General features: G+C 68.0%; 22 protein-coding genes. 16 read left to right on the forward strand and 6 right to left on the reverse strand.

Going from position 1 to position 22,497, the window contains the following annotated elements:
* Positions 1–33: 33 nt before the first annotated feature.
* Positions 34–618 (reverse strand): LabA-like NYN domain-containing protein, encoded by a 585-nt coding sequence (locus FBZ88_RS04765; protein ID WP_050898188.1) that lies wholly within the window; start codon positions 616–618, stop codon positions 34–36.
* A 270-nt stretch (positions 619–888) separates the two neighbouring features.
* On the opposite strand from FBZ88_RS04765, the gene folK reads away from it, so the two are divergent.
* The 9 genes from folK to FBZ88_RS04810 all read left to right on the forward strand — a co-directional run bounded on the left by folK (position 889) and on the right by FBZ88_RS04810 (position 9,120).
* Complete coding sequence (gene folK / locus FBZ88_RS04770; protein WP_186464202.1) at positions 889–1,380, forward strand: 2-amino-4-hydroxy-6-hydroxymethyldihydropteridine diphosphokinase; 492 nt, start codon at positions 889–891, stop codon at positions 1,378–1,380.
* Positions 1,381–1,554: 174 nt separating this feature from the next.
* Positions 1,555–1,938 carry a DNA-directed RNA polymerase subunit omega gene (gene rpoZ / locus FBZ88_RS04775; protein WP_145615642.1) on the forward strand — a complete coding sequence of 128 codons (384 nt, stop codon included), beginning with the start codon at positions 1,555–1,557 and terminating at the stop codon, positions 1,936–1,938.
* A gap of 135 nt (positions 1,939–2,073) precedes the next feature.
* Entirely contained in the window at positions 2,074–4,254 is a 2,181-nt protein-coding gene (locus FBZ88_RS04780; RefSeq protein WP_145615643.1) for a RelA/SpoT family protein, read from the forward strand.
* Between the two features lie 248 nt (positions 4,255–4,502).
* Positions 4,503–5,021, forward strand: a complete 519-nt coding sequence (locus FBZ88_RS04785) for a DUF2062 domain-containing protein (RefSeq protein ID WP_186464203.1) — start codon at positions 4,503–4,505, stop codon at positions 5,019–5,021.
* Position 5,022: 1 nt separating this feature from the next.
* Entirely contained in the window at positions 5,023–5,820 is a 798-nt protein-coding gene (locus FBZ88_RS04790; protein WP_145615644.1) for a pyridoxine 5'-phosphate synthase, read from the forward strand.
* Positions 5,820–6,287 (forward strand): holo-ACP synthase, encoded by a 468-nt coding sequence (acpS, locus tag FBZ88_RS04795; protein WP_145615645.1) that lies wholly within the window; start codon positions 5,820–5,822, stop codon positions 6,285–6,287. The genes FBZ88_RS04790 and acpS overlap by 1 nt, the downstream gene beginning before the upstream one ends.
* Positions 6,288–6,346: 59 nt before the next feature.
* On the forward strand, positions 6,347–7,123 hold the full coding sequence (lepB, locus tag FBZ88_RS04800) for a signal peptidase I (RefSeq protein ID WP_145615646.1): 777 nt from the start codon (positions 6,347–6,349) through the stop codon (positions 7,121–7,123).
* Positions 7,124–7,127: 4 nt separating this feature from the next.
* A complete protein-coding gene (rnc, locus tag FBZ88_RS04805) occupies positions 7,128–7,847 on the forward strand; it encodes a ribonuclease III (RefSeq protein WP_145615647.1) in 720 nt (239 codons plus the stop codon).
* A 97-nt stretch (positions 7,848–7,944) separates the two neighbouring features.
* A complete protein-coding gene (locus FBZ88_RS04810) occupies positions 7,945–9,120 on the forward strand; it encodes a M23 family metallopeptidase (RefSeq protein ID WP_145615648.1) in 1,176 nt (391 codons plus the stop codon).
* Between the two features lie 9 nt (positions 9,121–9,129).
* Here the strand turns inward: FBZ88_RS04810 and FBZ88_RS30730 are convergent, their stop codons facing one another.
* Together FBZ88_RS30730 and FBZ88_RS04825 are read right to left on the reverse strand one after the other, a co-directional pair.
* Entirely contained in the window at positions 9,130–10,443 is a 1,314-nt protein-coding gene (locus FBZ88_RS30730; RefSeq protein ID WP_246138495.1) for an SIP domain-containing protein, read from the reverse strand.
* Between the two features lie 239 nt (positions 10,444–10,682).
* Positions 10,683–11,708, reverse strand: a complete 1,026-nt coding sequence (locus FBZ88_RS04825; RefSeq protein WP_145615649.1) for a glycerophosphodiester phosphodiesterase — start codon at positions 11,706–11,708, stop codon at positions 10,683–10,685.
* A gap of 426 nt (positions 11,709–12,134) precedes the next feature.
* On the opposite strand from FBZ88_RS04825, the gene era reads away from it, so the two are divergent.
* From era to cueR, 4 genes are all read left to right on the forward strand, one after another.
* Positions 12,135–13,022 carry a GTPase Era gene (gene era, locus FBZ88_RS04830; RefSeq protein WP_040845569.1) on the forward strand — a complete coding sequence of 296 codons (888 nt, stop codon included), beginning with the start codon at positions 12,135–12,137 and terminating at the stop codon, positions 13,020–13,022.
* Between the two features lie 102 nt (positions 13,023–13,124).
* Positions 13,125–15,614 (forward strand): heavy metal translocating P-type ATPase, encoded by a 2,490-nt coding sequence (locus FBZ88_RS04835; RefSeq protein ID WP_145615651.1) that lies wholly within the window; start codon positions 13,125–13,127, stop codon positions 15,612–15,614.
* Positions 15,615–15,696: 82 nt separating this feature from the next.
* Positions 15,697–17,484: a tetratricopeptide repeat protein gene (locus tag FBZ88_RS04840; RefSeq protein WP_145615652.1), complete on the forward strand. Its 1,788-nt coding sequence runs from the start codon at positions 15,697–15,699 to the stop codon at positions 17,482–17,484.
* Complete coding sequence (gene cueR, locus FBZ88_RS04845; protein WP_145615653.1) at positions 17,481–17,885, forward strand: Cu(I)-responsive transcriptional regulator; 405 nt, start codon at positions 17,481–17,483, stop codon at positions 17,883–17,885. Before FBZ88_RS04840 ends, cueR begins: the two co-directional genes overlap by 4 nt.
* On the opposite strand, the gene FBZ88_RS04850 is transcribed toward cueR, so the two are convergent.
* Positions 17,870–18,406 carry a DUF3237 domain-containing protein gene (locus FBZ88_RS04850; RefSeq protein WP_246138496.1) on the reverse strand — a complete coding sequence of 179 codons (537 nt, stop codon included), beginning with the start codon at positions 18,404–18,406 and terminating at the stop codon, positions 17,870–17,872. The genes cueR and FBZ88_RS04850 overlap by 16 nt on opposite strands.
* Positions 18,407–18,573: 167 nt before the next feature.
* Between FBZ88_RS04850 and FBZ88_RS04855 the strand changes: the two genes are divergently transcribed.
* From FBZ88_RS04855 to FBZ88_RS04865, 3 genes are all read left to right on the forward strand, one after another.
* Positions 18,574–18,966 (forward strand): DUF1801 domain-containing protein, encoded by a 393-nt coding sequence (locus FBZ88_RS04855; protein ID WP_145615655.1) that lies wholly within the window; start codon positions 18,574–18,576, stop codon positions 18,964–18,966.
* A 170-nt stretch (positions 18,967–19,136) separates the two neighbouring features.
* A complete protein-coding gene (locus FBZ88_RS04860; RefSeq protein WP_145615656.1) occupies positions 19,137–19,403 on the forward strand; it encodes a ribbon-helix-helix domain-containing protein in 267 nt (88 codons plus the stop codon).
* Entirely contained in the window at positions 19,400–19,744 is a 345-nt protein-coding gene (locus tag FBZ88_RS04865) for a type II toxin-antitoxin system RelE/ParE family toxin (protein ID WP_145615657.1), read from the forward strand. Before FBZ88_RS04860 ends, FBZ88_RS04865 begins: the two co-directional genes overlap by 4 nt.
* Positions 19,745–19,888: 144 nt before the next feature.
* On the opposite strand, the gene FBZ88_RS04870 is transcribed toward FBZ88_RS04865, so the two are convergent.
* Together FBZ88_RS04870 and FBZ88_RS04875 are read right to left on the reverse strand one after the other, a co-directional pair.
* A complete protein-coding gene (locus FBZ88_RS04870) occupies positions 19,889–20,230 on the reverse strand; it encodes a hypothetical protein (RefSeq protein WP_145615658.1) in 342 nt (113 codons plus the stop codon).
* 32 nt (positions 20,231–20,262) lie between these two features.
* Positions 20,263–22,467, reverse strand: a complete 2,205-nt coding sequence (locus tag FBZ88_RS04875; RefSeq protein WP_246138497.1) for a putative bifunctional diguanylate cyclase/phosphodiesterase — start codon at positions 22,465–22,467, stop codon at positions 20,263–20,265.
* Between the last annotated feature and the right edge of the window lie 30 nt (positions 22,468–22,497).

The following is a 22,497-nucleotide window of genomic DNA, read 5'->3' on the forward strand; positions in this document are numbered from 1 at the left end:
GGCGCCCGTTACGTGTCGTGTGGGCGCCGGATATCATTCCATTGGCGTGGTGTCGATAAGCTGCGCGTGCTCCACCGGCGGCCGTGGGGCGTGGGCGCGGGCGATGTCAGGCGCCAGATCCATCAGCTCGATGAAGTTGTCGGCTTGGCGGCGCAACTCGTCGGCGATCATGGGCGGGGTGGAGCGCACGGTGCTGATCACCGAGACGCGCACGCCCTTGCGCTGCACCGCCTCCACCAGGCGGCGGAAGTCGCCGTCGCCGGAGAACAGCATGATGTGGTCCAGATGCTGCGCCATCTCCATGACATCGATGGCCAGTTCGATGTCCATGTTGCCTTTGATCTTCCGGCGACCAGATGCGTCAGTGTATTCCTTGGTCGGCTTCGTGACCATGGTATAGCCATTATAGTCCAGCCAGTCGACCAGCGGCCGAATCGGCGAATATTCCTGATCTTCAACCAGCGCGGTATAATAGAAGGCGCGAATCAGGCGCCCCCGTTTTCCGCAGAAATTCAACAAACGCTTGTAGTCGATATCAAAATTTAGAGCGCGCGCGGCAGCGAATAAATTGGCGCCATCGATGAAGAGGGCGAGGCGTTCCTCGGGATAATGCAACATTTTGTATTCCTTTGAATATTATTTGGAAGGGTAATGCAGAGGATTCAATTATCGGTAGCGTGCCGTCTTTATAGCGCGCTGACAAGCGTCTACATAAAGTGAATGGGTTAACGCGTTCAAGCGAGATATGGTCGCAGCCGGTGTATTTAAAGTCACATCTCCCTTCTGGGGATATCGTTCCCGAGGGCGGGCACGATATTTAGGCCTTAAGGGTAGATGCTGGCGTCCCCCCGCGCGATGCGCGGAGGGGGTGGGGTAGGGGTAAGGTGAATGATTCTGGTGGGCGTGGGATCGAACCTGTCGGTTCCTGGTGTCGGCGGCTCACGCGATGTCGTGGCCGCGGCGGTGCGCGCGCTGGCTGGCGAGGGGGTGACGGTGGTGGCGGTGTCGCCATGGTACCGCAGCGCCCCGGTACCCTTGTCCGACCAGCCCTGGTACGTCAATGGCGTGGTGCGGGTGGAAACGGACCTGGACGCCTCCGCGCTACTGGCCGTCCTGCACCGAGTGGAGGCCGCGTTCGGCCGGGTGCGGCGGCAGGTGAATGAGGCGCGGGGACTGGACCTGGATCTGCTGGCCTATCACGACGACATCCGGGCGGAGGCGCCGGTGCTGCCCCATCCCCGCCTGCACCAGCGTGCCTTCGTGCTGTTGCCGCTGCGCGATCTGGCGCCCGGGTGGCGGCACCCGGTGACGGGGATGGACCTGGCAAGCCTGGTGGCGGACCTTCCGCCAGGCCAGGTGACGGAACGCATCGACGACTAGGAGGCGGGCGGGACCAAGTCCCTTTCCCCGGCCGTTCTCCACGACCGAAACGCAGGAATGCGGCGGATCGGGTGTCGCCTTCCTTGCAACCGTGAAAACAGGCCCTTATAACTATGGAATGGTGTTCGGTGCCCCTATTCCCGGCACCCGTTTCGTTGTTGGAGTGAGCAAGGTATGGCCCGCGTTACCGTTGAAGATTGCGTCCTGAAGGTTCCGAACCGGTTCGAGCTGGTGATGATGGCGGCCCAGCGGGCGCGGGACGTGGCGGCCGGCGCGCCGCTGTCGGTCGATCGCGACAACGACAAGAACCCGGTCGTCGCCCTGCGCGAGATCGCGGACGAGACGGTGGTGCTGGACAGCCTGAAGAACTCCCTGATCAAGGGGCATCAGCGCGTCCAGGAGCAGGACGAGCCCGAGGAAGAGATCATCGAGCTGATGGCCGGTGAGCAGGCCTGGGCCGTGCAGGGCGCCGCTGGTGAAGATGACGACCTGGGTGGCGAGGATGCCGCCGAGGATGCGGCGCAGGGTGACGACCTCGGCGACGACGAGGGCCTCTGAGCCGGTGGTGGGGCAGGCCGTGGGTAAGCGACCCGTCCCCCTTGGCTATTGTTTCATGGATAGCGCCCTGAACGGCCATGCCGCGCCGGCCGTGGTGCGCTGCGCGCAACAGGCCTGGGGCCGGGCAGGGCATCCATGATGCGCCAGTACGAACTGGTTGAGCGGGTCCGCTCCTACGATCCCAATGCGGACGAGGACAAGCTCAATCGCGCCTACGTCTTCTCCATGAAGGCGCACGGGTCGCAGAAGCGCGCGTCGGGCGACCCCTACTTTTCCCACCCGCTGGAGGTGGCGGGCCTGCTGACCCAGTTGAAGCTGGACGGCGCCTCCATCATCACGGCCCTGCTGCACGACACGGTCGAGGACACGCTGACCACCTTGGAAGAGGTGCAGCGCCTGTTCGGGCCGGAGATCGCGCGGCTGGTGGACGGCGTGACCAAGCTGTCGCGCATCGAGCTGCAGAACCTGGAAAGCGACCAGTCCAAGCAGGCGGAGAACTTCCGCAAGCTGGTGCTGGCGATGTCGGAAGACATCCGCGTCCTGCTGGTGAAGCTGGCCGACCGTCTGCACAACATGCAGACGCTGCACTACCTGTCCAAGCCGGAGAAGCGCAAGCGCATCGCCCGCGAGACGCTGGAGATCTACGCGCCCCTGGCGGAGCGCATCGGCATCCAGCGCTGGAAGGACCAGCTGGAAGAGCTGTCGTTCAAGGAACTGAACCCGGACGCCTACGACAGCATCACCAAGCGCCTGCAGGATTTGGAAGAGCAGGGTGCGGGCCGCGTCGATCGCATCATCACCGAACTGGTGGACACCCTGCACGAGAACGGCCTGCCCCAGGCCACCGTGTCGGGCCGGCGCAAGGCGCCCTATTCCATCTGGCGCAAGATGCAGCGCAAGAACGTGACGTTCGAGCAGCTGTCCGACGTCATGGCCTTCCGCATCACCGTCGAATCCATCGAGCAGTGCTACCAGGCGCTGGGCGTCATCCACGCCCGCTATCCGGTGGTGCCGGGGCGCTTCAAGGACTACGTCTCCACGCCCAAGCCCAACGGCTACCGCTCGCTGCACACCACCGTCATCGGGCCGGAGCGCCAGCGCATCGAGGTGCAGATCCGCACCGCCGAGATGCACGAGGTTTCCGAGCTGGGTGTAGCTGCCCACTGGGCCTACAAGTCCGACGGCAGCAGCCAGCCCAAGACCGAGGGACGGCAATACCGCTGGCTGCGCGAGCTGCTGGACATCCTGGAGCATGCGGTCCGGCCGGAAGAGTTCCTGGAGCACACCAAGCTGGAGCTGTTCCAGGACCAGGTGTTCTGCTTCACGCCCAAGGGCGACCTGATCGCCCTGCCGCGCGGCGCCACGCCGGTGGATTTCGCCTACGCCGTGCACAGCCAGATCGGTGATACCTGCGTCGGCGCCAAGATCAACGGCCGCATTCAGCCGCTGCGCAGCCAGCTGCAGAACGGCGACCAGGTCGAGGTCGTCACCAGCAAGGCGCAGACGCCGTCGCCCGACTGGGAAAACTTCGTCGTCACGGGCAAGGCCCGCGCCCGCATCCGCCGTTACATCCGCACCCAGCAGCGCGCCCAGCATATCGAGCTGGGCCGGGCCATGGTGCAGAAGATCTTCCGGCAGGAAGGCTACGACTATTCCGACAAGGCGCTGGAAGGCGTTCTCAAGATCTTCCAGTACCAGTCCGCCGATGACCTGATCGCCGCCATCGGTGCTGGCCTTGCCGGCGCCCGCGACGTGTTCAACGCCGTCTTCCCCGGCCACAAGGTGGTGCAGCAGATCACGCCGGACGAGAAGATCGTCCAGCTGACCCGCGGCAAGACCAGCAAGCCCAAGGGCAAGGACAGCCCGCTGCCCATCAAGGGCCTGATCCCGGGCATGGCCGTGCACTACGCCCGCTGCTGCCACCCCCTGCCGGGTGACCGCATCGTCGGCATCGTCACCACCGGCAAGGGCGTCACCATCCACACCATCGACTGTGAGACGCTGGAAAGCTTCCACGACAGCCCGGAACGGTGGATCGACGTCTCCTGGGATAACGAGGCCGACGGCGCGGACGAGAAGGTGGGTCGCATCACCGTGGTGGTGGCGAACGAGCCGGGCAGCCTGGGCACCGTGTCCACGGTGATCGGCAAGAACGGCGGCAACATCACCAACCTGAAGATCACCCACCGCACGACCGACTTTTTCGAGATGTTGATCGATATCGACGTGCATGACGTGAAACATCTGACCAATATCATTGCCGCGCTGCGGGCCACGCCGGTCATCAATTCCGTTGACCGGGCGCGGGGCCGCTGACGCAGTGTCCTCAGTCGTCGTGCCGCCGCATGGCGTGCTAGGGATAGGCATAGGGGAGGAACCGATCGGTCCGCGGGGCGTGCGGCACGATCGGCCTAGACGAAGGTCATACGGCGCTGGCGTGGCGCCGTGCCCAGGTCTAGAACAGTGCAAGTTTGTCGGGGGGCCGACACCCATCGCCCAGAGACTCACCCAGGGGCAGCAGGCTTATGTTCCGCCGTCGTGAAAAAAGGCCATTCGCCGAAGCCGTGAAGCAGACCTTGTGGCCCCGCATGGGCTGGCGCCGCGCCGGTCGCTATTGGATGCACCGCATCGGCCGCGTTCCCGGCACGCCCTATGGCATCTCCGCCGGGTTCGCCAGTGGTGTCGCCATGGCCATGACGCCCTTCATGGGGGTGCACTTCCCCCTGTCCATCGGTCTGGCCTGGCTGCTGCGCGGCTCCATCGCGGCCTCGCTGCTGGGCACGCTGTTCGGCAACCCGGTGACCTGGCCCTTCATCTGGCTGGCCACCTACCGTTTGGGCTGCTTCGTCCTGCACATGCACCCCGGCCACGGCCCCATGGAACTGTCGTGGAGCGTGTTGCGCCACAGCGCCTGGCAGGTGGTGGCACCCATGACCGTCGGCGGCTTCCTGTCCGCCGCCCTGACCTGGCCCCTGGTTTTCCTGGTGCTGCGCCCCCTGATCGCGCGTTACAAGCACCATCGCATCGCCGCCAGCCATCATCACCCGGTTCTGGGCCATGAGCCCAAGCCGGCCGGAGATTGACATGACGTCTGAAACCCAGAGCCAGCGCTTGCGCCTGGGCGTCAACATCGACCACGTGGCCACCATCCGCAACGCCCGTGGCGGCGTCCATCCCGACGTGTTGCGCGCCGCCCACCTGGCGGCCGACGCCGGTGCCGACGGCATCACCGCCCATCTGCGCGAAGACCGCCGCCACATCCGCGACAGCGACATCGACCGCCTGATGTCGGAGATTTCGCTGCCCCTGAACCTGGAGATGGCGGCGACGGAGGAGATGCTGGCCATCGCGCTGCGCCACCGCCCCCACGCCGCCTGCCTGGTGCCGGAGCGCCGGCAGGAGCGGACGACCGAGGGCGGGCTGGACGTGGTGGGCGGCTATGAGCACCTGGCCCCCATCGTTGGCCACCTGAACGACGCCGGTGTGCGCGTGTCGCTGTTCATAGCGCCCGACCGGGCGCAGCTGGACGCGGCTAAGCGCATCGGCGCCCCGGTGGTGGAATTGCACACTGGCCGCTACGCTGATGCCGAGAACGCAGCCGAGCTTGAGGCCGAATTGGCGCGCCTGACCGCCGCCGCCGCCCATGCCGGCCAGATCGGCCTGGAATGTCATGCCGGCCATGGCCTGCGCTTCGACAACGTGATGCCGGTCGCGGCGCTGCCGCAGGTGCGGGAGCTGAACATCGGCCACTTCCTGGTGGGCGAGGCGGTGTTCGTCGGGCTGGAGGCGGCCATCCGCCAGATGCGGGCGCTGATGGACCTGGCCCGTCCCGCCGGGGCCCGTTCCACCGGGGCCCATTCCGCCGGCACTGCGGCGTCATAATGTCCTTCGGCGCTTTTCAGCCCGGCAGCGTCATCCTGGGCATCGGCAACGACCTGATCGACATCACCCGTATCGAGAAGACCCTGGCGCGGTTCGGCCAGCGCTTCGTCGAGCGGGTCTTCACTGACGTGGAACGGGCCAAGTCCGACCGGCGCGCCAAATCCAACGGCCGCGCCGCCAGCTACGCCAAGCGCTATGCCGCCAAGGAGGCCTGTTCCAAGGCGCTGGGAACGGGTTTCCGCGAGGGCGTGTTCCACAAGGACATGGGCGTCATCAACCTGCCGAGCGGCCAGCCGACACTATGTCTCACCGGCGGCGCCCTGGAGAGGTTGCGGGCGATGACGCCGCCGGGCATGGTGGCGCAGATTCATCTGACGCTGACGGATGAGCCGCCCATGGCGGAGGCCTTCGTCATCATCACGGCGACGCCGGCCCCGGCCGGTGGCGCCGCCAACGGTACTGCTTGAAAATCCCGGTGGGCCCGCTAGATCGGTGCCACCCACTCTCACTGAGGTTGTTTCGTTCCATGAGCCAGCAGAATGATCGCGTCAGCCGCGCGGCCCCCCAGCCCCAGGCGGAAAGCTGGGGCGACGTGGTGCGGACGGTCATCTACGCCCTGATCATCGCGCTGGGTGTGCGGACCGTGGCGTTCGAGCCCTTCAACATCCCCTCGGGCTCCATGATCCCGACGCTACTCATCGGCGACTACGTCTTCGTGTCCAAGTTCAGCTACGGCTACAGCCGCTACTCGCTGCCGCTGGGCTTGCCGCTGTTTCACGGCCGCATCTTCGGCAGCGTGCCGGAGCGGGGGGACGTAGTGGTCTTCCGCCTGCCCACGGACACCAGCCAGGACTACATCAAGCGCGTGATCGGCCTGCCCGGCGACCGCATCCAGATGATCGACGGCATCCTGCACATCAATGGCGAGCCGGTGAAGCGTGAGCGGGTCGAGGATTACACCATGGAGACGCCGTTCGGCCGCCAGAGCGCCGTGCCGCGCTACATCGAGACCCTGCCCAACGGCGTGAAGCACACCATCATCGAGATCATGGGCGACGACGGCGGGCTGGACAACACACCCGTCTACACCGTTCCCGAGGGCCATATCTTCTGCATGGGCGACAACCGCGACAACAGCCAGGACAGCCGCGTCCTGAACGTCGTCGGCTATGTCCCGCTGGAGAACGTGGTGGGCAAGGCCCAGTTCAAGTTCTTCTCGCTGGAGGAGGGCGTGCACTTCTGGGAATTCTGGAAGTGGCCGACGTCCATCCGCTTCGGCCAGATCTTCAGCAAGGCGCACTGACGCCATGGCCACGTCCGCTGGCCCGCTGGACACCGGCGGTGCCGACATCGCCACCCTGGCCGAGGCCCTGGGACACACCTTCACCGAAGCCCGCCATCTGCTGGAGGCGGTGACCCACCCCAGCGTGGCCGGCATCGGTCGCGGCCCCCGCGCCGCCACCGGGCATTATGAGCGGCTGGAGTTCCTGGGTGACCGGGTGCTGGGCCTGGTGATCGCCCAGTGGCTGCTGGAACGCTTCCCCGAGGAGAACGAGGGCGGCCTGGCCAAACGCCACACCGCCCTGGTGCGGGCCGAGGCCCTGGCGGGCGTGGCGGAGACCTTGGATCTGGGCCGCTACCTGCGCCTGGCCCCGGGCGAGGCGGACGCGGGTGGGCGCACCAAGCCCGCCATCCTGGCGGACGCCTGCGAGGCGGTGATCGGCGCCCTGTACCTGGATGGTGGCCTGGACGTGGCCGGCGCCTTTATCCGCAAGCATTGGGCCGGCCGCATCGACGCCGCCGAGCTGCCGCCGGTGGAACCCAAGACCGCCCTGCAGGAGTGGGCGCTGGCCCGGGGCCTGCCCCTGCCGGTCTATGAGCAGGTGGGGCGCACCGGCCTAGACCATGAGCCGGTGTTCACCGTGCGCGTGGCCGTGCAGGGCAAGGGCAGCGAGGCTGCCAGCGGCCCGTCCAAGCGCGCCGCCGAGAAGGCCGCCGCGCTGGAGATGCTGAAGCGGCTGGGCTGAGCCCCCGGGCGTTTGATGGTGGACGATTGACGACAGGCGGTTGACGGCGACGCGTTGTGCGGCATCCTGCGGGTGTTCCATACCGTCAGGGGCCGCCATGCTTCGCCGCCGTCTCGCCCAGGTCCTTGTCGCCAGCGGTTTCCTGGCCGCCGCCTTCGGCGCCGATGCCGGTGCCAGGGCGGAACTGGATGTCCATTCCATCACCCCCTTGGACATCCGGATCCTGCGCCCGGCCAGCGTGGTGCCGGCCACGGACGGCCGCCATCTGGTGTTCGAGGCGCTGATCAGCAATTTTTCCCCCGTGCCCATGACCTTGGCGATCGTGCGGTTGGGCACGGTGGCACAACCGGCCGCCCTGGCGCGATTCGAGGGCACGGCCCTGACGGATCTGCTGTCGCGGCCCGGCCGTCCGCCCGGTGACGGCCGGCCGCCGGTGACGGTCATACAGGGCAATAGCTACGCCGCCGCCCTGTTCGACGTGCATCTGGGCGATGATGCCGAGGTGGCGGATCTGCGGCTGGCGCTCACCATCGCGCCGTTCAAGCCCGACCTGCCCGACACCACGCTGAACACGGCGGTCGCCGTCCCGCTGGACCGGGCGCCGCCCGTCGTCGTCTCCGCCCCGGTCGCCGGCACGGGGTGGGTGGCCTTCAACGGCCTGTCCGCCGCCTCCATACACCGGACCACCGTGATGGTGGTGGACGGGCAGGCGCGGGTACCGGAGCGCTACGCCATCGACTTCATGAGGCTGACCGCGGACGGGCGGGAGTTTGGCGGCGACCAGGCGCGCAACGAGTCCTGGCCCGGCTATGGCCAGGCGGTGTTGGCCGTGGCCGACGGCGTCATCGAGAGTGTGCGCGACGGGCTCCCGGATAACGTGCCCGGCCGGCCGCCGGCGCAGAAGGTCACGCTGGACACCATCGCCGGCAACCAGGTGGTCCTGCGTATGAAAGGGGGCGCGTACGCCTTCTATGCCCATCTCATTCCGGGCAGCATCCCCGTGCGGCCGGGCCAGACCGTGCACAAGGGCGAGGTGCTGGGCCGGCTGGGCAACTCCGGTCAATCCGACGCCCCCCACCTGCATTTCCAGGTGGGGGATCGCGGGCATATCGCGGCCAGCGACGGCCTGCCGTTCGTCTTCGACGCCTTCACCCTGCTGGGGGTGGTGGCCGATACGGCGGCGGCCGACGCGGGTGGTGCCTGGACACTAAGCCAGGCACCGCAGCCACGCCACGGTCAGCTGCCGGCGGAAAACGCGGTCACCGGGTTCTGACGGGCCGTCTCACAGGTTCTCGTGCGCGCCAGCCGCGCCGCGCAGCCAATAGCCGGACGCCCGCATCCATTGCGCCGGGTGCTTGCGTTCCTCGAGCACATAGGCGCGCAGGGCCTTGGCCACGGCGGCTTCGGCGGCGATCCAGACATAGCCGTCGCCCGGCGGCAACGGGATGCCCTCGACCGCACGGCGCAGGGTGGCGGCGTCGTCGGTGCCCTGGCTGTCGCGCGTGACCCAGTGGGCCGTCCAGTGGGCCTGGGTCTGGATCACCTGCTTTTCAGCGTCATTGTCTACCGCCACCACGGTGAAGACGGGGACGCCCGGGCGCAGTTCCTCCAGCCGCCGGCCGATGGCGGGCAGGCCCGTCTCGTCGGCGATCAGCAGGTACCAATCGAAATCGTCCGGTACGATCATGGAACCGCGCGGGCCGCCGATCTCCAGCGTGTCGCCCACCTTGGCGCCCAGGGCCCAGGCGGTGGCCGGGCCGGCGTCATGCAGGGCGAAGTCCAGGGTCAGGGTGCGGTTCGCCTGGCTGAAGGCGCGGGGGGTGTAGTCGCGCATCAGCGGCTGGCCATCCGGGCCGGGGAAGAACAGCTTGATATGGTCGTCGGCGCCTCGACTGTCGAAGTCCGCCAGTTCGGGCGAGGTCAGGACGACGCGCAGCATCTTGGGCGTCAGGTGGGTCGCGCTGGTCACGGTCAGGGTGCGCCGCCGGGTGTCGAAGCGCATACGGCCGATCTGGTGGCGGGGGGTGTCGGTCATTCGGTCACCTAGGTCAGGTCTGTCGGATTGAGGGGCGGGGACGGTTGCCCCGCCGTCATTTGCGAGGGAGGGCGCCAGGATCTCCGCCGTGGCGCGCCGCAGGATGGCGGCCAGGCGGCGGGCTTCGGCGGCATCGCAGCCGCGCTTGCCGTAAAGGGCGGATTTCAGGGCATGGCGCGCCTGGTGCAGGTCCTCGGACGCCGCAGGATCGGCATCGGTGACGCCGGCGAAGGCCTCGCGCACCTGCTCCATCCGGCCGCCGATGCGGCGCAGGCCCTCGAGGATGGCGACGGCCGTGCCGCGGTGGCCCTCCAGATGGGCGCGTCCGCTGTCGGTGATGCGATAGAGCTTGCGATTGCCCTCCGGCTCCGCTGCTGCGTAGCCGATCTCCGCCAGGAAGGTCAGCGCCGGATAAATGACGCCGGGGCTGGGGGTGTAGAAGCCGCCGGACTGTTCCACCACGGCGCGGATCAGCTCATAGCCATGGGCCGGCTTGCGCTCCAGCAACGCCAGAAGCAGCAGTTCCAGGTCGGCGGACGATAGCTTGCGGCTACCGGGCATGCCGCCGCCACCGCCCCAGAAGCCGCCGCCACCGCCAAATCCGCCCCCGTGCTTCCAATGATGCCACCCGCCGCGCCCGCCCATGGCCAGGTAAGGGGGATGGGATGTCGTATGATCGGAAAACATATCGTACGATATAGCGAACGATATGAAACCGACAAGAGGGGCCTGAAAAGAAAACGCCCCGGCGGGAGAACCCGGCCGGGGCGTGGCGGAAAGACGGGAGAGAGGGGCCTAGCTCAGTGCTTCTTGCCCGGCACGGCCTCGACGGGGAAGACCTTGGGCAGGGTGATGCCCTTGGCGGCGGCCGCCTCGCGCAGCAGCACCGGCTGGTCGGAGATGATGCCGTCCACGCCCATGTCGATCAGCTTGGCCATGTCCTCCGGCTTGTTCACCGTCCAGGGGATGACGGTCAGGCCCAGGCTGTGCGCTTCCTGCACCAGGCCGGCGTCGATGTCGGTGTAGAGCGGTGACCAGACCTTGCCGCCGGCGGCCTTCACCGCCTTGGGCACGCTGCCGCCATGGTCCACGGGGTCGAAACCGGCGGTCCAGGGCAGCTTGGCGGTCAGGCTGACCGACGGTTCGCGCAGGTCCTGCTCCGTCAGGTAGACGGTGGGGATGGTGGGGGCCTTTTGCTGCACCACCTGCAGGGTGCGCCAGTCGAAGGACTGGATCATCACCCGGTCCTCGAACTTCTCGGCCTTCAGCACGGCCAGCACTTTGTCCACGAAGACCTCCGGCGTGGGGCTGTCCTCGGGATGGCTGGGGTCGATCTTGGTCTCGATGTTCATCTTCACGGTCTTGTTGCCGGACCGCTTCACCAGGTCGATGACCTCTTTCAGGGTGGGGATGGGCGTGCCGGGAATGGGGCGCTGGTCGGGGAAGTGGCTGCCATAGGCGCTGCCCGGGCGCAGCTGGCCCACGTCGTACTTCTTGATCTGCTCCAGCGTCAGGCTGAAGAAGGCCGGGGTGGGGGCGGTGACGTAGGCGCCGTCGGGCCCCTTGGCCAGGTCGGGGTTCAGGTGCCGCTCATGCGAGATGATGACGTTGCCGTCCTTGGTGATGTTCATGTCCATCTCCAAGGTGGTCACGCCCAGCGACAGGGCGTGGGCGAAGGATTGCAGCGTGTTTTCCGGCCACAGGGCGCGGCCGCCGCGGTGCGCCTCGATATCCAGGTCGCGGGCCTGGGCGGGGAGAATGACAGCGGAGGCGAGCGCGGCGGCCAGGGGCAGCCAACGGGGCGCCAAACGGTGCGGCAGGGACATCGAAGCGGGCTCCTGGTAGACTGGGACCGTGAGCCGGCCGAGGCCGGCGCGGTCGAGCTATAGCCCGGGCATCCCCTAAGCCCTTGTTAAATTTCCAAGGCGGTGCTGTGCGCCGATCGCCAGCGCAATCCTTGGATGCCGCGCCGCCGCTGGTGCCAGGGCGCGGTCTGTGTCATGAAGCCGCGCATGCGGCGGCGGGCGGATGCCAAAGGGTGTCCGGGCCCGCCGTTCCCTTTAAGGATGTGAGTGATGAGCGACGTCGAACACGGCCAGGACGGCCTTCCCCCCGATGAGGACACGGTGACCGGTGCCGCCGGCCCCGAGCACGCGGCGCAGGAGGCGCCCGAGGGTGAGGAAGAGTATCTGGACGATGAGGACGATTATGAGGATGACGAGGAAGAGGGCGACGGCACGCCGCTCGCCCCCATGCGCTGCGGCTTCGTCGCCCTGGTTGGCGCGCCCAACGCCGGCAAGTCCACGCTGCTGAACGCGGCGGTGGGCAGCAAGGTGTCCATTGTCAGCCCCAAGGTGCAGACCACCCGGTCGCGCGTGCTGGGCATCGGCATGCACGACCGCGCCCAGATCCTGTTCGTCGACCTGCCCGGCATCTTCACGCCCAAGAAGCGGCTGGAGCGCGCCATGGTGGCCGCCGCCTGGTCGGGGGCGGAGGAGGCGGACCTGGTGGCCGTGCTGGTCGACGCCTCGCGCCGCGTGGATGACGACACCAACGGCATCATCCAGCGCCTGAAGGACAGCAAGCGCCAGGCCATCCTGATCCTGAACAAGATCGACCTGATCCCCTATGAGCGGCTGCTGGAACTGGCGGCGCGCTTCAACGAGACGGGTGTGTTCACCGACATCTTCATGATCTCCGCCCTGACCGGCGACGGCCTGAAGGACTTCCTGGACAAGCTGGCCGCCCGCCTGCCGGAAGGCCCCTGGCTGTTCCCGGAGGACCAGCTGTCCGACATGCCGCAGCGCCTGCTGGCCGCCGAGATCACGCGCGAGAAGCTGTTCCTGCAACTGCACCAGGAACTGCCCTACGCCGTGGCGGTGGAGACCGAGGCGTGGGAGGAGTTCGAGGACGGCTCCGTCAAGATTTCCCAGATCGTCTACGTCCAGCGCCCCAACCAGAAGGCCATCGTGCTGGGCAAGGGCGGCAGCAAAATCAAGGCCATCGGCGCCGCCGCCCGCGTGGAGCTTGAGGAAATCCTGGACCGCCGCGTGCACGTCATGCTGTTCGTGAAGGTGCGCGAGGACTGGGCCGAGAAGCCCGACAGCTACAGCCAGTGGGGGCTGGACTTCAACGCGTGATACGACAGGGCGGCAGCCCCGCGCTGCCGTCATGGCGCCGACCTTGACCCTCCCATCGTGGGAGGGTCTATCTATACGGGACATCTCGTCGAGGAGACTGAAATGTCCCATGTCGCCGCCGTTCCGCCCGCCGCCCCCAGCACCGTCGACATCCCCATAGCCGGGATGACCTGTGCCGGCTGCGTGCGCCGGGTGGAGAAGGCGATCGCCGCCGTGCCGGGCGTGGCCGCCGCCACCGTGAACCTGGCGGCGGAACGCGCCCATGTGGAACTGGCCGAGGGCGGGCGCCTGCCTGACGTGGTCGAGGCCATCCGCAAGGCTGGGTACGACGCCGGCACCCACACCGTTGAGCTCGCCATCCAGGGCATGACCTGCGCCGGTTGCGTGGCGCGGGTGGAGAAGGCGTTGCGCGCGGCGCCGGGCGTGGTCGAGGCCACCGTGAACCTGGCGACGGAGCGGGCCACCGTGGTGCTGGTCGATGGCGCCGATGTCGCGACCGTGGCGGGTGCGGCCACCAGGATCGGCTATGAGGCCAAGCCCCTGGTTCAGGAGGACGTTGCCGCGCAGACGGACCGGGAGCGGGCCGCGCGGGTGGCGGAGATCAATGCCCTGAAGCAGGCCGTGGCGCTCGCCGCCATCGCCACCGTGCCCCTGTTCGCGGTGGAGATGGCGCGGCACTTCATTCCAGGGGTCCACCATTGGCTGGTGGGCGCGGTGGGGGAGCAGCCCTGGCGCTGGGTCAGCCTGATGCTGGCGGCCTTCGTCCTGGCCGTGCCCGGCGGCCGCTTCTTCGCCAAGGGTGTGCCCAATCTGGTGCGGGCCACGCCGGACATGAATTCCCTGGTCGTGCTGGGGGCGGGTGCCGCCTTCCTCTATTCCACCGTGGCCACGGTCGCGCCGCATCTGTTGCCCGCCGGCACCGACAACGTCTATTTCGAGGCGGCGGCCGTCATCGTCACCCTGATCCTGGTCGGCCGCCTGTTCGAGGCGCGGGCCAAGGGCCGCACCAGCGAGGCCATCAAGCGCCTGCTGACCCTGCAGGCCAAGACGGCGCGGGTGGAGCGGGACGGCCAGACCCTGGAATTGCCCATCGCAAGCGTGGTGGTGGGCGACATCGTGCTGGTGCGCCCCGGTGAGCGCGTGCCGGTGGACGGCAGCGTGCTGGACGGGTCGTCCTTTGTCGATGAAAGCATGATCACCGGGGAACCGCTGCCGGTGGAGAAGGGCCCCGGCGCGTCGGTCGTCGGCGGCACGGTCAATAAGACCGGGTCCTTCCGCTTCCGGGCGGAGAAGGTGGGGGCGGCCACCCTGCTGTCCCAGATCGTGCGCATGGTGGAGACGGCGCAGGGCGCCAAGCTGCCCATCCAGGCGGCGGTGGACCAGGTGACGGCCTGGTTCGTGCCGGCGGTCATGGCGGCGGCGCTGCTGACCTTCGCCGCCTGGTACTTCTTCGGGCCGGGGCCGCAGCTCAGCTACGCCCTGGTCAATGCTGTCGCGGTGCTGATCATCGCCTGCCCCTGCGCCATGGGCCTGGCGACACCCACCTCCATCATGGTGGGCACGGGCAAGGCGGCGGAACTGGGCATCCTGTTCCGCCAGGGCGACGCCTTGCAGGGCCTGCGCGACGTGCGCGCCGTGGCCTTCGACAAGACGGGCACTCTGACCCTGGGGCAGCCGACGCTGACCGACCTGGCGGTGGTGGAGGGCTTTGCCGAGGACGAGGTGCTGCGCCTGGTGGCGGCGGTCGAGGCGCGGTCCGAGCATCCCATCGCCCAGGCCATCGTGGCCGGGGCCTGGGCGCGCGGCCAGGTTCCGCTGGCCGTGGATGGTTTCCGGGCGGAAACCGGCTTCGGCGCGCAAGGCCGGGTCGAGGGCCGGGTGGTGGCCGTGGGCGCCGACCGCTACATGACCCGCCAGGGCATCGGCGTGGCGCCGGTGGCGGAGGCTGCGGCCCGGCTGGGCGGGGAGGGCAAGAGCCCGCTCTACGCCGCCATCGACGGCCGGCTGGCCGCCATTCTGGCCGTGGCCGACCCGGTGAAGCCTGAGGCGGCCGAGGTGGTGCGCACGCTGCACGGCGCCGGTCTGACGGTCATCATGGTCACCGGCGACAACCGCCGCACGGCGGAGGACGTGGCCAAGACTTTGGGCATCGATGAGGTGGCGGCGGAGGTGCTGCCGGAGGGCAAGGTGGCGGCGGTGACGGAATTGCAGCGGCGCCACGGCCGCGTCGCCTTCGCCGGCGATGGCGTGAACGACGCCCCGGCCCTGGCCACGGCGGACGTCGGCCTGGCCATGGGCGCCGGCACCGACATCGCCATCGAGGCGGCCGACGTGGTGCTGGTGCGGGGCGACCTGCGTGGGGTGGCCACGGCCATCGCCCTCAGCCGCGCCGTGCTCGGCAACATCCGCCAGAACCTGGCCTGGGCCTTCGGCTACAACGTGGTGCTGATCCCCCTGGCCGCCGGCCTGCTCTACCCCGTCACCGGCTGGCTGCTGTCGCCCATGGTGGCGGCCGGGGCCATGGCCCTGTCCAGCGTCAGCGTGCTGACCAACGCCCTGCGCCTGCGCCGCTTCCGGGCGCCCGGCTCATGACCGGCACCCGTGCGCGGGACCGGTCTTGTGGTGTACGGTCCTCGGGTAGTTTCAGCCCCTGGATGACGTAGGAAAGCGACCCATGCCCACCGTGGGAGAGGTCTTGGCCGTGGCCCTGGACCATCACCAGTCCGGCCGCCTGGATCAGGCGGAGGATTTGTACGGCCAGATCCTGCGCGCCATGCCGGATTGCGCCGACGCCTTGCACCTGCAAGGCGTGCTGTTCGTCCAGACCGGCCGCGCCGCGGGGGGTGAGAACCTGATCGCCCAGGCCATCGCGCTGGACGGGGCCAATGTCGACTATCGCGCCAACCTGGCCCAGGCCCAGCGCCAGCGGGGCGATCGGTTGGCCGCCCTGGCGACCTATGGCCAGGTCGTAGCCCTGGCGCCGCGCCATGGCCCGGCGCACCTGGCCCACGCCCAGATCCTGGAGGAACTGGGCCGGGTGGAGGAGGCCGCCGACACCTACCGGCTGCTGACCCGCTTGCCCTACCAGCTGGCCGAGGCCCAGCTGGGCCTGGGCCGCTGCCTGCTGCGCCTGGACAGGAAAGAGGAGGCGGAGGCCGCCCTCCGTGCCGCCCTGGCGGTGGCGCCGGATGAGGTGGTGGCGCTGGTCAATCTGGGGGATCTGCTGCGCCAGCAGGGCGGGCATGAGGCCGAGGCCGCCCGCCTGCTGGACCATGCCCTGCGGCTGCGGCCCGGCCTGTTCGAGGCGGCCGCCAGCCGGGCGGAGCTGCATGCGGCGATGGGGGAGATGGTGGCGGCGGCCGAGGCGGCGCGCGGCCTGATCGCCGCCCACCCCACCCGGCCGGAGCCCTACGGCATCCTGGCCCGCGCGCTGCGTTACCAGGGGTATACGGCCGACGCGCTGAAGGTCGGCGCCCGGCACCTGACCCTGACCCCGGATGATCCGGAGGTGGCCATGAGCATGGCATGCTGCCACCTGCGCCTGGGCGATTACCGCGCCGGGTTTCCCCTGTATCGCCGGCGCTGGCGTCTGACGCCCCTGCCGCGGCGCCACCAGGGTGTGCCTGAGTGGGACGGCCGCGCCCTTCCCGGCAAGAGCCTGGTGGTTTGGGACGAGCAGGGCGCCGGCGACACCATCAGCATGCTGCGGCTGCTGCCCCAGGCGGCGGCCCGCGTGGGCCGGTTGCTGTTCGAATCCCCGCACGCGCTCTCGGTGCTCTGGCCACCCGCGCTGTGGCCCGGCCAGAGGCAGGGGGACGTGGTGCTGCGCGGCCAGCCCTTGCCGCTGGCGCCCGATTATCAGATCGCCATGATGGATCTGCCGGAGGCCCTGGGCCTGACGGTGGACACCATCCCGTGGAACGGCCCCTATCTGAGCGCGGCGCCGGAGCGGGTGGCGGCGTGGCGGGCGCGCCTGGCGGACGTGCCCGGCCGCCGCGTGGGCCTGCTGTGGGCGGGCAATCCCCAGTTCCCCGTCGATGCGTGGCGCTCACCGGGCCTGCGGGCGCTGCTGCCCCTGCTGGAAGCGCATCCCGACGTGACCTTCATCGGCCTGCAGCGGCCGGAAGGCAGGGGCGCCGTTGATGGGCTGACGCTGCCGCCCAATCTGTTGGATCTGGCGCCGGAGGTACGCGATTGGGCGGACACCGCCGCCATCATGACTCTGCTGGACCTGGTGATCACCCCGGACACCGGGCCGGCCCATGTCGCGGGCGCCCTGGGCCGCCCGGTATGGACCATGGTGATCACCGACGCGGACTGGCGCTGGATGGACCAGCGGGCGGATACGCCTTGGTACCCCAGCATGCGCCTGTTCCGGCAGGCCACGCTGGGGGATTGGGTGCCCGTGGTGGCGGCCATGAGCGCCGCCCTGGCGACCTTCAAAGGGGACCACGCGTCATGAACATAGGCCAGGCCTCCAAGGCGTCCGGCGTCAGCGTCAAGATGATCCGCTATTACGACGAGGTCGGCCTGGTGCGCCCCTCCGGCCGGTCGGAGGGCAACTACCGCGAATACGACGCCCGCGAGATCAATGAGCTGCGCTTCATCAGGCGGGCGCGGGGTCTGGGCTTCGATATGGCGGAGATCGCCCAGCTGCTGTCCCTGTGGCGCGACCGCGAGCGTCCCAGCCGCGAGGTGAAGGCCATCGCCCAGCGCCACCTGGCCGACCTGGATACCCGAATCCGCGAGATGCAGGCCATGGCCGACACGCTGCGCCACCTGGCCCATTGCTGCGCCGGCGACGACCGCCCCGACTGCCCCATCCTGGAAGACTTGAGCGGGGCCGCTCAGACGACCTTGTAGACGCGGATCAGGACGGCGTGCCGCTCCGGCGGCAGGCCATGGACGGTGCCGACGAAGATGCCACGGTTCAACCAGGCGTGGGGTCCCTCCGGGGCGGTGAACTCCAGGACGGAATACGCATAGGGGGCTTGGCCCGGCGGCGTGTCGATGAGCGCCCGGTTGTTCACGGTGATGATGGCGCCGTCATCCGTCTTCAACTCATAGAGGGCGTTCAGCAGCAGCACGCCGTCGGACCGGACCAGTTGCCGGTCGGCGCCGCCGCCCAGAACCGTGCCCTTGATGCGCGGCCCCTGGAACACGCCACCGGTGATGGGCACCATGCGCCGTTCCCCCAGCGGGGACCGGCCCAGGGTGATCATGGGCTCCAGGTCCACCACCGCCTCATAGGTGAATTCCGTGGTGGGCAGTTGCAGGGGCACGGTGCTGAGCGGGGTCGGGGGCGCCGACGGGGCGGCGGCCTCCGCGCGATCCGCCACGATCGCCCCGGCGATCCCGGCCGTCGCCGCGGCCTGCAAAAGCATCCGCCGATCCATGGTGCCCACCGTGTCCATCCCCATCTCCATTGTTTATTGATATTAACAGTTATGAATAAACATGGTTGTCGATGCAATGGGTGTGGCAAATGGGGGGAGTGGCGCTGCCGGCGTGACCGCCTCGACATTTCCAGCCGGCCTGCCAAACTGCGCCCATGGACGCTCTCTTCCTCCTGCCGGGCGCCGTGCGGCGCGATCCCGAGGTCGACGCCTGGTTCGCCCAGGGTGATCCCCTGCGCCTGATGATCCAGCCGTGGTTCGAGGCGTTGCGCGGCTGCGGTGACGATGTGCGGGAACTGATCCACGACCGCCAGCCCACGGCATGCGTCATTGACGCGGCCTTCGCCTATGTCGGCGCCTATACGGCGCATGCCAGCGTGGGCTTCTTCCATGGCGCCGATCTGGACGACCCCGCAGGCTTGCTGCAGGGCACCGGTAAGCGCATGCGCCATGTGAAGCTGCGCTGGGGCCAGGCGCATGATACCGCAGCGCTGACGGCGCTGATCGCCGCGGCCTACCGGGACATGCGGCGGCGCCTCCAGAAATAGCGCCGCCCGGCTGGTCCCAAACAGTGCGTCTGGGCGTCGGCTACTGCACGATGCGCGAACAAAGGAGAGGGACAGGAGCCCGGATTGCGATTCGATCGGGCGCCAAAATTTGACAAATTTTGGCCATATCGTACCATGGCGCTGTTGGATCTGGAAGGAGCGGCCTTGAGATGAGCACCCTGAACGTTTCCATGCCAGAGGCAATGCGGGCGTATGTCGAAAAACAGGCGGCAGAGGGCCAGTACAGCGCCAGCGAATACATCAGACATTTAATCCGCGAAGACCAAAAGCGCCAGGCGGAACAGGCCCGTAAGCTATTGGGTGACTACCTGGTCTTGAGTGCACAGCAGTTGGATGAAGACGATCTCTCGGACGCATCTGTCGAAAGCCTGCTTGGAGAAGGCCGTGCTCGCCGGGAAGGCCAGTCTTCCCGATGACAAAGCGGAGCTATGTCCTTTCCCATGAAGCGGGATTGGATCTAGTCGAAATCGAGGACTACACCGCTCGGGAATGGGGCGACGCCCAGGCGGAATCTTATATTCGAGCGCTATTCCTGGCGTTTGAAAAATTGGCGCGCAACCCACAACTGGGGCGCCGCCGTTCCGATGTTCCCGGGCCATTCCTGGTTTACGGCGTGGGCAGGCATTTGATCGTCTATCGCTTCCAAGAGGTGCGTGACCGTCTGGAAATTCTCAATGTTTTACACCCGTCGATGGATATTGCCGCACGGATGAAGCAGGCACTAAACCGACGGAAGCAGCGTTTGACCAAGCAATAAGCACTACCGCCGCGCAAGCTGATCCAAGCTCACCGCGCCTTGGGCGGCAGCCCCCGGAGCGCCGACAGTCCTTCCAGCACTTGACGGCTGCGGCTTCAAAAGCGGGGGTGCCCGCCGGAATAGGGTGATTGACGCAACAATGTGTTAGCTGAAGTCCCACTTAAGTTTGTGGACATCTACCACATCAGCGCCCATGTGGCGGATGAATATGTCGCGAAGCGCATCTTTATGCGGCTGCCATTTCGACACATCTTCCAACAGGTCTATACCCTCGGCCAAAAATAGCCAGTCGACGAATTGATCGGCTGTCACCGGGCCACTTTCCGGAATGAACATGCTGACATGACGCGGTTGATCGTCAACTACGCTTCCGCACCATCCACGATCGACGCAGACCTCATGTATGAGGGCGTTAAACCCCGGCTTTTGAGGCTCCTGCTCCTCATCGGGGGAAGGCGCTATTTCAAAATAGACTTTCATGCTCACCTTTGGCGGTTCCGCATTGTCACCTTGGGCGCTCACCGCCCCTTGGGTGGCAGCCCCCGGAGCGCCGACAAGCCCTCCAGCACTTCACGGCTGCGGCGGCGCGCGTCCATCAGGTCTTCCACGGCCTCCTTGGGCAGGGGCGGGGCGAAGTGGAAGCCTTGGCCGAACTGGCAGTGCAGGCCGCGCAGGAAGTCGGCCTCGGCCTCCTTCTCGATGCCCTCGGCGATGACCTCCAGGTCCAGGGCCTGGGCCAGCAGGGTGATGATGCGGGCGATGGCGCTGCGGCGGTCGCTTTCGCCAGCAGCGCGCACGAAGCTGCGGTCGATCTTCAGGGTGCCGATGGGATAGCGGTGCAGGTAGCTGAGCGAGGAGAAGCCGGTACCGAAATCATCCAGCGACAGCTTCACGTCCTTGCGCTTCAAGGCCTCCATGATGGCCAGGCAGCGGCCGGGGTCGTCCAGCAGCAGGCTTTCGGTGATCTCCAGCTTCAGGGTGCCGGGGGTGATGCGGTGGGTGTCCAGCGTCTCCGTCACCGCCGCCACCAGGTCGTCCTCCATGAGCTGGCGGCCGGAGACGTTGACGCTCATGAACAGGTCGGGGCTGAAGCGGCCCTGCCACTCCGCCAGCTGGCGCGTGGCCTCCACCAGGGCCCAGCGGCCCATCTTCAGGATCAGGCCCGTTTCCTCCGCCAGGTGGACGAAGTCGCTGGGCGGGATCATGCCGCGCTCGGGATGGAACCAGCGCATCAGCGCCTCGAACCCCGCCACCGAGCCGTCCGCCAGGCGCACGATGGGCTGGTAGAACAGGCGGAACTGCCGGCCCTCGACGGCGTGGCGCAGATCCGATTCCAGGCGCAGGCGGGTCAGCGCGCGCTCGCGCAGCGCGTCGTCGAACATCTCCACCCGGTTGCGGCCGCTGGTCTTGGCGCGGAACATGGCCAGACCCGCGTCGCGCAGCATGTCGCCCGCCGACGCATAGCCGGAGCCGGACAGGGCGATGCCGGCGGTGACGTTCATCACCACCTCCTGCCCGTTGGACAGGGTCAGGGGTTCCGCCACCGCCGACGCCAGTCGTTCGGCCGCGTCCACCGCCGCCTTTACGTCCAGCACGCCGTCCATCAGCACGCCGTATTCGTCGGCCGACAGGCGGGCCACGGTGTCGCCGCTGCGGCGGGCGCCGTCCAGCCGCTGGCCCACGGCGCACAGCACCTCATCCCCCACCAGGGGGCCCAGGCTGTCGTTCACCGTCTTGAAATGGTCGATGTCGAAGATCATGACGGCGAACTGCGCCTCTTCCGGCCGGCGCCGGCGGCCCAGCGCCTGGCCGATGCGGTCGAGCAGCAGCATGCGGTTGGGCAGGCGGGTCAGACCATCGTGGAAGGCGTCGAACAGCAGCTGCTGTTCCGCCCGCTTGCGCGCCGTGATGTCGGTCATGGAGCCGGCCATGCGGATGGCCTCGCCCTCCTCATCGCGGATGGCCACGCCACGGATCAGCACCCACAACTCCGCCCCGCCGGCGTGGCGGGTGCGCACCTCTTCCTCCAGATGCGCGCTGCCGCCGGCCAGGTGGGTATCCACCGCCGCGCGCAGGCGGGGGCGGTCCTCGCCATCGATCTGGGCGTACCAGTCCTCCATGGTGCTGGTGCGCGCCCCGCCGCCGATGCCCAGCATGGCCGTCCAGCGGGGGGAGCAGTAGAGCTGGTCCGTGGCCACGTGCCAATCCCACAGCCCGTCGTTGGCGCCCTGGGCGGCCAGGGCATAGCGCTCCTCGCTCAGGCGCAGCTGTTCCTCGGCGTTCTTGCGGTCGGTGATGTCGCGCTGGGCGCCGACGATGCGGGTCGGTTCCCCATCGTCGTCCAGCACGACGATGCCGCGGCACATCATCCACAGCACATGGCCGTTGCGGTGGGTGATGCGGTATTCGATCTGGAAGGGCTTGCCGCCGGCGCTGGCCTGGGCGTCCAGGGTGGCCTGCAGCCAGATGAGGTCATCCGGGTCCACCCGGTTCAGCCATTCGTCGGGCGAGCTGCCGATCTCATCCTCGGCATAGCCCAGCAGCGCCTTCCAGGTCTCACCGTAATAGACCCGATCGGTGCGCAGATCCCAGTCGTACAGCCCCTCATTGCTGGCCGCCGCCGCCAGGCTGTACCGCTCCAGCGTCAGGCGCTCATCGTCGCTCAAGACCGGTACGGCGGCGGGGGAGGGACCCTTCAGGCGGGCGGGCTTGCCGGTATTCATGTCAACACCGGCGGCGTGACACGCGCCATG

This window comes from Nitrospirillum bahiense (genome assembly GCF_007828025.1).
Lineage (GTDB): Bacteria > Pseudomonadota > Alphaproteobacteria > Azospirillales > Azospirillaceae > Nitrospirillum > Nitrospirillum amazonense.